A 13,223-nucleotide genomic window follows, 5' to 3' on the forward strand; every position below is an offset into this window, starting at 1 on the left:
TCCTTATTTCGATACTTGAATAGCATCAGTAAAACGGTATAAATAGTGTGGTCCACCCGCTTTAGGCCCGGTTCCAGATAAACCTTGACCACCAAATGGCTGCACGCCCACCACCGCACCTACTTGGTCACGGTTGATGTAACTGTTTCCGACACGAGTATGTTTTTCTATCCAACGGTAAGTGGATTCGTTTCGACTGTGGATACCCAAGGTGAGTCCAAAGCCAGTCGCATTAATGCGCTCAACCACACTGGGTAACTCGGCGGCTTTAAAACGAACAATATGCAGAATTGGACCAAATTGCTCTTCTTTCAAAATAGAAATATCATCAATTTCAAAAGCACTTGGTGCCACGAAGTCCCCTTCCGTACACTCACTGTCTAACGACAATTGCGCCACTTTCTTGCCATGGATTTGCATCGATTCAATATGACTAAGAAGCTTTTCCTTCGCTTTTGTATCGATGACAGGTCCCACATCGGTTGCATATAAGTAAGGCAGTCCGACCTTTAGCTCCGCCATCGCACCTTGAATCAGGTTAACAACACGGTCGGCAATATCGTCTTGCACGAACAGCACACGTAGGGCTGAACAACGTTGCCCCGCAGAGGCAAACGCGCTGCGTACCACATCACGTACCACTTGTTCCGGTAGCGCGGTAGAATCAACAATCATGGCATTTTGGCCACCGGTTTCCGCAATAAAAGGAACCGGGGCAACTTGACGAGCAGCGAGCGTACTGTTGATACGTTGCGCCGTCGGTGTTGAGCCCGTAAATGCCACACCCGCAATCGCATCGTGAGAGGTCAATGCATGACCAACATCAGCGCCATAGCCGGTAATAAGCTGAATCGTATTCGCGGGGAAGCCCGCTTCAAGCATCAACTCAACAGCTTTAACTGCAATCAAAGACGTCTGCTCAGCAGGTTTCGCGACCACCGTATTACCGGCGACTAATGCCGCTGAAATCTGACCTAAGAAAATCGCCAATGGGAAGTTCCAAGGGCTAATACAAACGAAAACACCACGTCCCTGACGAGTAAAGGTTTTCGATTCACCGTCAAAGCCAAGTAATGATTGAGGCTCAAAGACCTGCGGCTGTTTCGCGTAATAGCGACAAAAATCGACCGCTTCACGCACTTCATCAATAGAGTCGTGAATGGTCTTACCCGCTTCTTGGTGACAAAGTGCAACCAACTCATGCAGGTTATCTTCCAGTGCATCCGCAAGCTTCAACAAACACGCGCTGCGTTCTTGATAACTCACCTTAGACCATGAGGCATAACCTTGATCAGCGATCCGGATCGCTTCGGAAACATGATCATAGTTTGCCATCGCCACCTGACCCACGACAATACGACGATCATAAGGCGCCGTGATCGTATCCAGTGTCGCGCCTTCCTTGATCATGCTTTCGTATAATGAGACGCCATTGATGATCGGCGCCCCTTTCCAGTGCTTACTCAAGAAGGCTTCAACTTTGTGTTCGTACTCTTTCGCTTCCGATTCGATATCGACATTGACGCCTAGGGAGTTCTTGCGATCGGCAAAAATACTCGGCGGTAACTCAATCTGATCATTATGTAGGGTAGTATTGGCATTCAACGCATCGACAGGATGAACCGTTAACGTTTCTACTGGGCAGCGGGCATCCACTAAACGATGAACAAAGCTGCTGTTCGCGCCATTTTCCAACAAACGACGAACTAGATAAGGGAGAAGATCTTTATGGCTGCCAACCGGGGCGTAAATACGAACCGGCTGTTTATGCGTATCCATCACATGATCATAAAGAGAATCCCCCATACCATGCAGACGCTGGAACTCATAATCGGTGTGCGGTGCCATCGTGGCAATCGCTGTCACCGTATGCGCATTATGGCTAGCAAATTGCGGGAAGATATTACCGCGAACATTGTCACTTAAAAGAAATCTTGCACAGGCTAGATACGCCACATCTGTCGCTTCTTTACGAGTGAAAACCGGGTAAGCATCATAGCCCGCTTGTTGAGACCACTTCACTTCGCTGTCCCAGTACGCGCCTTTAACTAGACGTAGAGGGACAAGGTCTCCTTGCTGCTTAGCCAATGCGTTAATCCACACCAGTACTGGCAAAGCACGTTTTGAATACGCCTGAATAACTAAGCCAAACTTGCCCCAACCTTTCGCGACATCACTGCGATAAACTTTTTCAAACAGCTTTAACGACAGCTCTAGACGATCGGCTTCTTCTGCGTCGATGGTAATCGCCACATCAAGCTCACGTGCTCGTGTTAGCAACTGCGTGAGCGTGTCACACAACTCGGTCAATACTCGTGCTTCATTCGCCACTTCATAGCGCGGATGTAGCGCCGATAACTTAATGGACACTGAGGGTGCTGGGCTAGTATCAAGTCCATACTTATCGCCGCCTACGGCCTCAATCGCCATGAGGTAGTCTTTAAAATACTTGTCTGCATCGGCTTTTGTTAATGCCGCTTCACCTAACATGTCATAAGAGTAGGTGAAACCGCGGTCGCGCATTTTCTTACCGTTCTTTTGCGCTTCACTGATACTGCGGCCAAGCACAAACTGATGACCCATGATCTTCATCGCTTGGTACATTGCTTTACGAATTACTGGCTCAGAGAATTTATTCACCAGCTTATTCATTGCCTTAGCAGGGCTTTGTGTTTCCTGATCGCCCAGTCCTACCACTTTACCCGTGAGCATTAAGCCCCAAGTAGATGCATTGACAAACACGGAATCTGAACTTTTCAGATGCGATTTCCAATCCGCAACGCTGAGTTTGTCACGAATCAGCGCATCAGCCGTGGCAGAATCAGGTATACGCATTAACGCTTCCGCCAAACACATCAACAAGATCCCTTCTTGGGTATCAAGGCTGTATTCCAATAGCAGCGCATCAATCATTTGAATAGCATTTTTGTCGGCGCGAATCGCCTCGATTAGCTGCGTGGTTTTCAGCGGAATTTGTGTGGCTTCATCACCGCTAGGCGTTGCCAAAGGTAAAAGCTGTTGTAACCATTGTGATTCATCCACCATGTATAGTGGAGAGATCAGTGACCAGAGCTGCTCAAGCGGTTGCTCGGCAAACTCTTTTTTAAGCACATCAGTTGCTGTAAACATGCGTCATCCTCAATCTCGCTCCAACCGCAACAGGCGGTAGGCGTACTACAATGGCAGGGAGTGTATTGTGAGTGCACGACGAATACTTGTCAAAAACTCCGAGCTTTTTGCTGTTTCCTACGCTTATTAACAAAACTAATACAATGTCACATATCAACAAGCAATATGAGCTGTTACTTTCTGCAATCAAATTAACATATTGTTTCGTTTCTAACACTGACGTTTACTGTGAGGTTGTCATTGCTCACAAAAAATAGACGATCAAAAATATTGCAGCGAAGACAACGCTATAGCGTCACCAGCAATATCTATTAACACTTATTTGTGGGACTTTTGCCCATTTTGAGACCTCCATCCGGTATACTGCCAGCGAACAAATCGATGCTAATAACATAAATTGTTGCCAAAAATATAAATCGTTGCCAAAAACAAGAGTACCGACTGACTTTGCTTAAACGTTGCTATCACCTCTTTATCGCGATAATGATTACAGTGTGCTCTTACACTGTGAGCGCGACAGAGTACGCATCATTTGAGACATCCCCTCACTCGACTGCTAGTGCATCCCTTGCCCTAGATTTGACTCAACTAAGCTCGACTCAACTAGCCAACGATACGTTAGATTCACTGGATACTGATGACGATGGTTCGGCAGTGAATGACAACATTAGTCCCTATTTTCTTTCGGTCTCTCGCCGAGCGATCAGTGACACCCATTGCGCAGAATACGGTACGTCACCGGATTACTTATTGCTCATCGCTTTTTTGCCACCACCTCTACTAGAGATGGCCACCAAACCCACCACGATTCTTTCGACTCAAATGCACTGGACGAGCCGCGTAAGCGCTTCGCCTTCGCGCTTATCGGGCTGGAAAGACGCCAACACTCTCTATTCACACCAACACGCTAGATTTAGCTGATTCTCTCATGCTCAGAACCGCCTGAGCCGCACCACCCTCGCTCAAGACCAATCACCACAACTCTCTTTATGTCGTGTTCTTAATTCATTTTAAGACAACATATTAGGGATAGTTCTATGTGGCAGCTTTGCTTGGTCTTGTGTGTTCAAACCATAAATGAATGAGAGAATTTTCTTTTGAAAAAACACACCCAGCGTTCCATTAATCGCTTAGCGAAATGGAAATACATCGTGCTCGCTATGACGTTACTAGTGATGCTATTTAGTGCATTGCCATCAGTATTTGGTGAAAATGCCGCCTTGCATATCAATCATCGTGGGCAGCCGACGGATGCCACGTTGTTATCCCATACCCTTACGGAATCCAACATTACTCCTATGAGTATCGAGCAAAATGGTGACACCACCGTCATGATCTTTGATGACGCGACCCAGCAAGCTCAAGCTCAAGTCTTGCTTAAAGAGCACTTACCAGAATCGACGACCGTCGCACTAGCGATGGAGCCAGCGGCACCCCAGTGGCTGCTTAATGCTGGGTTTTCACCTATTGCCCTTGGTTTAGACTTACGCGGTGGCGTGCAGTTTTTACTAGAAGTCGATATGGAGCCGGTGTATCAAGCCCACCGTCAAATGGTTATAGATGAATTTTCTAGTGAGATTCGTGCTAGCCGCGGACGTGAAGTTAACGACTCGGTCCAAATCAATCTCTATAACGATCAAGATGTCACGGCAGCACGTACCTTACTTCGTAGCCAATTCGCCCATTGGGACAGCCGCATCAGTGGCAGCACGGTCACACTGTCGCTATCCGATGATGAAAAGGTGTCGCTGCGAAACCTCACGGTTCAGCAAAACTTACAAATCATGCGCGGGCGCATCGCCGAGTTAGGCATTACGGAAGCCTCAGTGCAGCGTCAAGGTGAAAACCGCATACGAATCGAGTTGCCGGGCGTTCAAGACCCAGCCGCAGCGAAAGACGTGATTGGTGCTACTGCTTCGCTCGCCTTTCACGCAATGCCCGCCACGCAGACCCGACAAACGCTCTCACTTCTCGACAGCGAAGGTCACCCTGTCAATGTGAATCGACGCGCCATTTTAGCGGGCGAGCATATTATTGATGCCAGAGCTGGCATTAGCGACGTGGGTACAGCAGAGGTCAATATTTCTCTGGACTCGGCAGGCGGTCGAAAGATGTCACAATTTTCTCGAGCCAACATCGGACAACCTATGGCGACCCTCTATAACGAGTACAGCCGTGATTCGAAAGGTGAAAGCCAACAAGTCAGTGAAGTGATTAGTGTCGCGACTATTCAATCTCAACTTGGTAGCCGCTTTAGAATCACGGGAGTGGGAAGCATGCAGGATGCTCAAGAGCTCGCTCTGCTGCTGAGAGCGGGGTCGCTGACCGCACCGGTTACCATCATCGAAGAAAGAACCATAGGGCCATCGCTAGGAGCTGAAAATGTTCAAAATGGCTTTGCCGCGCTTGCTCTAGGGTTAGCACTGACGCTGAGCTTTATTGCACTTTGGTACCGTCGTATGGGCTGGGTGGCCAATGTAGCCCTGCTTGCCAATATGGTGTGTTTGTTCGGGCTCATCGCTTTACTACCCGGAGCGGTACTGACTCTGCCAGGCATCGCCGGCATGGTATTAACCGTTGGAATGGCGGTCGATACCAACGTACTCATTTTTGAACGAATCAAAGACAAGATGCGCGAAGGAAGAACCTTTGCACAAAGCATTGATAAAGGCTTTCACAGTGCCTTTAGCTCTATATTCGACGCCAACTTAACCACCATGATTGTTGCGATTGCGCTATACACCATTGGCAATGGACCTATTCAAGGGTTCGCCATCACGCTTGGACTTGGATTGCTCACGAGCTTGTTTACCGGAGTATTTTTATCTCGCGCCATCATCAATCTCATATGGGGGCGTGATCAGCGCCGTGAAGTAAGGGTTTAGCCATGAATATCTCTCAATACTCACTCACTCGTGTTCGCTATGGCATGTCAGCAGTGTCAGCATTGCTCTTTTTAACCGCTACGTTATTTATCACCTTGCAAGGGTTTAACTGGGGGCTAGATTTTACCGGCGGCATCGTTGCAGAAGTTCGCCTTGATGAGGCGTTAAATTTAACCGACATCAAATCCTATCTTGAGCACGCTTTAATGCAAGATGTTCAAGTCATCAGCTCCACTGAGCCCGGACGCTGGATACTTCGCTACAACGAACTAGGTGACCAAGCACTGGCGTTATCCCCTATTCTTGAATCCGTCAGCCAACATGTAGAAGTGCTCAATAGCAGTATTGTTGGTCCACAAGTAGGACAAGATATGGTTGAACAAGGCGGCGTTGCGATCTTGGCGTGCTTTGTATTAACGATGTTATATCTGAGCTACCGATTTGAATGGCGCCTTGCACTGGGTGCGCTCGTGGCTTTAACCTACGACGTGATTCTGGTTCTCGGGCTTTTCGCCATGACTCAAATTGAGTTCAACTTAACTATCCTTGCCGCTGTTCTAGCAGTGCTGGGGTACTCTTTGAATGACTCAATCATCATTGCAGACCGAGCTCGTGAACTCTTTAAAGCTAAACCCAAAGAGTCCGCCGACACACTGATTAATCAGGCAGTTAAAGCCACATTTTCGAGAACACTCATCACGTCAGGGACCACGCTGGTCACTGTCTCCAGCCTATGGTTATTGGGCGGACCTGCTCTTGAAGGATTCGCTATTGCGTTATGTTTGGGCATCGCCAGTGGTACATGGTCATCAATCTCTATCGGCGTCACCTTGCCTCAACTGATTGGTATTAACCCATCGCACTATCGCGCCGCTAAACCAACACCTGAGGAGGTTTCGCCATGACACGATTCATCAAGCAAGAGTTTGTTTTCTTACTCGGTCTACTCACGGTCGTACTGTTCAAATTTGGCGGAGAGGGCATACTTCAGACACAAATGCGATCATCAATAGGGCTTCTACTCACCGCGGGACTGTTTGCGGTTGTCATGGCAGCGATATTTGCCGTTGTGCGCCATTCGGATGCACTTGCAATTAAGCTTGGTGACCCTTATGGCACACTAATTCTGACCATCTCCGTTATTTTGCTTGAAGTTGTGATGATTTCATCCGTCATGCTCACAGGAGACGCCAACCCTGTATTAGCACGTGACACTATGTTTGCCGTGATCATGACGGTATTAAATGGACTCGTCGGGATCACGCTGTTAATAGGAGGACTCAAGTATCACACGCAGAAATATAACCTAGATGGCATAAAGTCGTACCTAGTTGCCATTGTTCCTCTCGTGATGTTATGTCTTGTGCTGCCAAACTTCACCAGTATGGATGAGCTAGGTTCGATGTCGAGTACGCTCACCGTAACCTTAGTACTGGTCTCCATCGTTTTATACGCGGTATTTTTATTCATACAAACCAGCAGCCATACTCACTTTTTTATGGATGAAGATCATCAAGATGAGCATGAGTTCCACGGTCCACTAGGCAGCAACCTCTATCACTCCCTCATGCTCGTTGGTTACCTGCTGGTGGTGATCTTGCTTGCTAAGAGCTTAGCCATTCCTATTGATGGCACTGTCGGCTTACTTGGTGCTCCACCAGCATTAGGGGGCTTAATCGTTGCTATTTTGATCTTAGCTCCGGAAGCCGTAGGGGCGGCAAAAGCGGCGCTCAATAATCAGCTGCAGCGGGCTATGAATCTGTTCTTTGGTTCAGTGCTTGCGACCATCGCGTTAACGGTGCCAGCGGTTTTGCTTATTTCCAGTATTATCCACCAACCGATTCAACTGGGGCTCGCGCCCGCAGAAATGGTATTACTCGCCACCACACTCGTGATGACAAGTGTCAGTTTTAGTAGCGGGCGAACTAATTCCCTTAATGGCGTTGCTCATCTCGTCCTATTTATTGCCTACATCATTTTGATGTTCGAGTAATACCACCCATCTACCTTGTGCTGCTCGGCACAAGGTAGTTCATATTACGGAGGGACTTCCCAATGTTGGATATATTTGTTGCTATTTGGCACCACGATTTCGAGACGCTGCAACAAGTCAGCTCATTAAACGGATTTTTACTTCTGCTCGCGTTTATCTTGCTACTCGAATCCAGTTTTGTCTTCTTACCCTTACCAGGAGATAGTCTAGTATTATTCGTCGGTGGGCTAGTGGGTCTAGGGATCGTGGATTTTTACCCTGCCGCAGGCGCACTCTGTTTGGCAGCATCACTTGGTAGCATTAACGCCTATTTACAAGGTCGGGTTCTTCACAAAACACGATTGGTACCCTTTTTGGATCGCGTACTTCCCCATGACGCTTTACCTAGAGCCAAGGAATTGCTGCACCACTATGGGTTCCTATCACTGTTTATTTCGCGCTTTATTCCCTTTGTCAGAGTCCTAACCCCAATGTTAATGGGATTGTCTAAATTAAGTATGTGTCGCACCGTCATTATCAGCATTACCAGCTCAGTAATTTGGTGTTTGGTGTTAATGCTGTCAGGAAAATGGTTAATGATTCATCCAAGCCTAAGTGACTACCAAGAACTGATTTCTAAAGGTTTAGTCATCATGAGTCTCATATTAGTGATGGCTGCTATTATTGGATTGTTTTATCGTTATATGACATCAAAAAGCGAGCGCGTTAATCTCTAGAGCCTACTGTCATGTGGGTATAATTCGTCAACAAACTAAATAGTAAACGTCACAGCTTGGATGTAACAAGGCTAAACGATAATTGTCACTTTCTCGTAGCCCTAGAATTACTAGGGCTCTGCCTTGATAGAGTTTGTGACATAAAAAGTTGAGCGTCAAAACAAACCAGACTCCCTCTCTGGATTATTTACTTAATTGCCAGTTCAAAACGGGCCAATTACACGTTTCATTTTCCTTCGTCAGCCGACGACAGGGGTTCACTAAATACGCAAAATCAGCGTATTCACACAAAGGCAAATCGTTAATTGAGTCGGTATAAAAATGAATAGCCTCATAGGTTCGACTTTCATCTTTAAGCCATTGTTTCAAGCGACTAACCTTACCTTCACGATAAGTTGGGATACCATTTATCTCTGGCGTATAAGTGTTATTTTCTTCAACTAAATCGATACCCATCGCAACATCAATACCAATACGTTTAGCTATGGCTTGAACGAGAAAGCTGACCGATGCCGAAATCATCACCGTATCGACTTCATCACGTCGAAGGTTCGCAAGTAAATCGCTTGCCTGAGGGTAAAAACGAGGCATTATCTTCTCGTCGATACATTGTTCGACCCAGCATGCGATGTCTTGTTTAGGTACCCCTTTAAGCGGCGACATCGAGAAGGTCAAATAGTCCTCCATCTTCAAATCACCTTGGGCATATAGCGCCATTAAACGCGTATCCTCTTCAAGAAAACCCGGTGTTGTCGCAATCCCTTTTTCTATCAGAAATTCATTCCATAATACTGCGCAGTCGGCATCAAAAAGCGTTTCGTCCATATCGAAAACATAGAGGTCTTGAAGCATCATCCGTTCCATTGTCATCTAGCGATTGTAAGAACGTTAGCGATGTCTTCACTAACGATTAGCGGTCAAATTGGGCATCATGCTAATCACTCATTGTGACAATTTGATGTAGAAAAGGAGGGAGGAGAAAGAAGCCGCTATCGTCGACTTAAAGAAATCGCTTCTTAAACTGAGAAGGGGAGATCCCCTGTAAACGCGAAAAAGCATGAGTAAAAGTGCTTTGACCAGAAAACCCCGTTAACTCGGCCACTTGACCTAAGTTCAAATGCCCTTGCTCAATCAGGCGCTTGGCGGCATCAACCCTTTTATTTAACACATATTGGTGCGGTGTAATGCCAATCTGCTCTTTGAATAACATATGAAATTGGCTTTCCCCCAAGAATACACTTCCCGCTAGCTGCGATACCGATATTTTGTGGGAAAGATGCTGATCGATATAGCGATCAATCTGTTCAAGATCAAAACGAGAATCTCGTAGCGCAGTTTTAAATGCGGAAATATGACGTTGTAGCAATGCAACAACCGTATCATTGCAAGCGCGGCTCAATAACAGATCATCGGGACTATTCTTCATTTCGGCGACCAACAGCTGTATCAGCTTTTGGATCTGTGTATCGAGTTGGAAATAGGTTTTATTCTTAGATAACTCATTGATACGATGTAGTAATACTGGGTCGTCATCATTAGGAATAGGTAAATTCAGCACCAAAATATCGGGTTGATCAACCACGCCACCGAAAGCATGATCAAGGCCTGATGTGACAACGCACCCCTGACCCGGCCCAACTAAGTTACCCACGCCACCCACTTCAAACTCTGCCTGACCTTTTAAACCAATCACTACCTGCGAATAATGGTGATCATGAGAATCCATATGAGAAGGTAAACGGACTATTTCTGCCGGTTTTGGGGAAGCATGATCAAGAGGTACGTTTGATTTATTCGGCATGGTTCAAGGCGCCAGTCATCGCGAGGAAGAAAACGAGAGTATAGCGATTTCACTCGATTTTTGAAAAGATATTCATGGTCGAATGCCGAAATTGACACCCACAAGTACTAAATTCAAGCAGTTATGGAACACAGCAAAGGATCCTCACTTGATCAAGCTTCCGGAACCATGATCATGAAGCCATAAGTTACGGTGGTTGTAATTTGAACTATTTCACGATTTTGATATAAAAAAGCCGCAATAATTGCGGCTAGATATAAAAACAATTAACGCTCAGCGGAAATAGTTAAGGCGCTAAACGCTCTATGTCCCACTGACCCACACCATCTTCTGTAAATAAAAAGCGATCGTGTAAGCGATTTTCTCCGCCTTGCCAGAACTCTATGGACTCTGGTCGAATACGATAGCCGCCCCAAAATGATGGCACTGGAATTTCGCCTTTTTCAAACTTCTTCTTTAGCTCAAGGTACTTTCCTTCAAGGACACCACGAGCTGAAATTCGGCTACTTTGCTTACTGGCAATTGCGGCAAGTTGGCTCTCTTTAGGGCGCGAAGAAAAATACTTCATATTCTCTAATGTGCTGAGTTTTTCCGCCACACCAGTAATATGCACCTGACGTTCCAATGGATGCCACGGAAAATGTAAACTGACTTTGCTATTGACGGCAATATGCTGTGCTTTGCGGCTACCCAAATTGGTATAAAAAACAAAGCCGTTTTTATCAAAATTTTTAAGCAACACAATACGCTGAAATGGTTGGCCTGTTTCATCAACCGTTGCCACTGTCATCGCAGTCGGATCCGTTAACTTAGCTTCAACAGCCTGCTCTAACCATGCGTTAAATTGATCGATAGGATCTGCGAGTAAATCCTGACGACGTAACCCACCCTTTGAATATTCACGGCGGATATCTTCGAGTTCCATAACCATTCCTCAACGTTTTTCTGAATTTTGCGCTTATCGCCAGCAGAAAACAACCCTGGATACGACAACTAATCATCGATTTTTGATGGTTATCTTCTAGTTTGTCTGTATCAGTCATCAGAACGAGACAAAACAGACAATATTTCGATATATCATTACTTTGCATTCACAAAAGTAGTACTAAACTTTACTATGTCATCTTGTCTATGAAGACGACTACTTAAATGCTACTCAATAACCTTCACCGTTATTGCCAAGTAGATCGAGTCTTCAGTGTACGCCAGTTACAATTTGACAACAGTAGTAATAGTATTAAACGATCGGATAGCGTCATCCGATACCAATCGCGGATAGGACATGAATAAGAACGAATACAATAAAGTTTCTAACGCCGAAATCGACTACATCGACGATAAAACAGCTGCGCTGCTGCTTAATACCCCCACCAGCGCACGGATCATGTTGTGGGTGGTTGTGCTCTTTTTCATTTGCGCTGGCGTTTGGGCGTCCTGGGCTGAAATCGACAAAGTAACCGTCGGTCAAGGCAAAGTGATCCCATCATCCCAAATCCAAGTCATCCAAAATTTGGAAGGCGGATTGGTTAAGCAAATTTTAGTAAAAGAAGGGGATACCGTTAAAGAAGGTCAACAGCTTCTTCTGATTGATGATACCCGCTTCCGCTCCGACTTTAGAGAAAGAGAACAGCAAGTCCTTAATCTGACGGCGAATGTACTGCAATTATCCGCATCACTAACCAGTGTGGTCATTAACGAAGATGTGGATAATAAAAACTGGCAACAGTCGGTCACTTTGCAAACCGACAAATTAGCTTTCCCCCCTACTTTTGAAACCGACTATCCAAAACTTGTTAGCCGACAGCGGGCAGAATATAGACAAGACTTAAACGAGCTACGTAACCAGCTTTCTGTTCTTGACTACCAAGTGCGCCAAAAACAGCAAGACCTAATCGAAATACAAGCACGAGTTCGTAACCTACGACAAGGCTATAACCTAGCCAGAGATGAACTTAACATAACCAAGCCTTTAGCCGATGAGGGGGTCGTCCCTAAAATTGAGCTGCTTAAGCTTCAGCGTCAAGTGAATGATACCCGACGAGAATTAACCTCTACCGAACTCAAAGTGCCGGCACTCAAGTCTGCTATACAAGAGTCCATGTTAAGCCGAATCGATATTGCACAGAAATTTCGATCTGAGCAGCAAGAAAAACTCAATCAGGCGCAAGATAAACTCTCTTCAATGACCGAGTCAGCCGTTGGTTTAGAAGACCGAGTCAATCGAACCATTGTGGTATCTCCAGTGAATGGTACCGTTAAGACGCTTAATGTTAATACCGTGGGTGGTGTCATTCAGCCCGGTATGGATCTGGTTGAAATCGTCCCGACCGAGGATACCTTGTTAGTTGAAGCTAAAATTGCCCCACAAGATATTGCATTTTTGCGCCCCGATTTGCATGCCATTGTTAAATTCAGCGCTTATGACTTTACCAAGTATGGTGGTCTAGATGGCGTACTCGAACACATTAGTGCTGACACCACGCAAGATGAAGAAGGGAATAGCTTTTATATTGTTAGAGTGAGGACCGAAATAACGAACTTTGGTCAAGGTGAAGAGTTGCCAATTATTCCAGGGATGACAGCTTCGGTTGACATTATTACAGGAAAACGAACGGTTCTCGATTATCTATTGAAGCCGTTAATCAGCGCCCAAAATAACGCATTGAAAGAGTAAAGCGGACTGTGTTAACGGATAAGCG

Annotated in this window: 10 protein-coding genes; 6 read left to right on the plus strand and 4 right to left on the minus strand. The window is 46.0% G+C overall.

Going from position 1 to position 13,223, the window contains the following annotated elements:
- Positions 1-3 precede the first annotated feature (3 nt).
- Positions 4-3,129: a bifunctional proline dehydrogenase/L-glutamate gamma-semialdehyde dehydrogenase PutA gene (gene putA / locus L4D05_RS23340; RefSeq protein ID WP_428795415.1), complete on the minus strand. Its 3,126-nt coding sequence runs from the start codon at positions 3,127-3,129 to the stop codon at positions 4-6.
- A 507-nt stretch (positions 3,130-3,636) separates the two neighbouring features.
- Between putA and L4D05_RS23345 the strand changes: the two genes are divergently transcribed.
- The 5 genes from L4D05_RS23345 (at position 3,637) to L4D05_RS23365 (ending at position 8,723) form a co-directional block, all read left to right on the plus strand.
- The gene (locus tag L4D05_RS23345) at positions 3,637-4,050 is read left to right on the plus strand and encodes a hypothetical protein (RefSeq protein WP_428752812.1); all 414 of its coding nucleotides are present in this window, start codon (positions 3,637-3,639) and stop codon (positions 4,048-4,050) included.
- A gap of 176 nt (positions 4,051-4,226) precedes the next feature.
- Positions 4,227-6,014 carry a protein translocase subunit SecD gene (secD, locus tag L4D05_RS23350; protein ID WP_428795416.1) on the plus strand — a complete coding sequence of 596 codons (1,788 nt, stop codon included), beginning with the start codon at positions 4,227-4,229 and terminating at the stop codon, positions 6,012-6,014.
- 2 nt (positions 6,015-6,016) lie between these two features.
- Entirely contained in the window at positions 6,017-6,919 is a 903-nt protein-coding gene (gene secF, locus L4D05_RS23355) for a protein translocase subunit SecF (RefSeq protein ID WP_428752815.1), read from the plus strand.
- Entirely contained in the window at positions 6,916-8,007 is a 1,092-nt protein-coding gene (locus tag L4D05_RS23360) for a calcium:cation antiporter (protein ID WP_428795417.1), read from the plus strand. The genes secF and L4D05_RS23360 overlap by 4 nt, the downstream gene beginning before the upstream one ends.
- Before the next feature lie 62 nt (positions 8,008-8,069).
- A complete protein-coding gene (locus L4D05_RS23365; RefSeq protein WP_428752817.1) occupies positions 8,070-8,723 on the plus strand; it encodes a DedA family protein in 654 nt (217 codons plus the stop codon).
- Between the two features lie 183 nt (positions 8,724-8,906).
- Here L4D05_RS23365 and L4D05_RS23370 read toward each other — a convergent pair whose 3' ends face one another.
- The 3 genes from L4D05_RS23370 to pdxH form a co-directional block, all read right to left on the minus strand.
- Positions 8,907-9,575, minus strand: coding sequence for an HAD family hydrolase (locus L4D05_RS23370; protein ID WP_428752983.1), 669 nt, complete (start codon positions 9,573-9,575; stop codon positions 8,907-8,909).
- A 148-nt stretch (positions 9,576-9,723) separates the two neighbouring features.
- Positions 9,724-10,524: an AraC family transcriptional regulator gene (locus L4D05_RS23375; RefSeq protein ID WP_428752819.1), complete on the minus strand. Its 801-nt coding sequence runs from the start codon at positions 10,522-10,524 to the stop codon at positions 9,724-9,726.
- A 286-nt stretch (positions 10,525-10,810) separates the two neighbouring features.
- A complete protein-coding gene (gene pdxH, locus L4D05_RS23380) occupies positions 10,811-11,449 on the minus strand; it encodes a pyridoxamine 5'-phosphate oxidase (protein WP_428752820.1) in 639 nt (212 codons plus the stop codon).
- 357 nt (positions 11,450-11,806) lie between these two features.
- On the opposite strand from pdxH, the gene L4D05_RS23385 reads away from it, so the two are divergent.
- Positions 11,807-13,198 carry an HlyD family type I secretion periplasmic adaptor subunit gene (locus L4D05_RS23385; protein ID WP_428752821.1) on the plus strand — a complete coding sequence of 464 codons (1,392 nt, stop codon included), beginning with the start codon at positions 11,807-11,809 and terminating at the stop codon, positions 13,196-13,198.
- Positions 13,199-13,223 lie beyond the last annotated feature (25 nt).

Source organism: Vibrio nomapromontoriensis (assembly GCF_050337205.1).
Classification (GTDB): Bacteria; Pseudomonadota; Gammaproteobacteria; order Enterobacterales; family Vibrionaceae; genus Vibrio; species Vibrio nomapromontoriensis.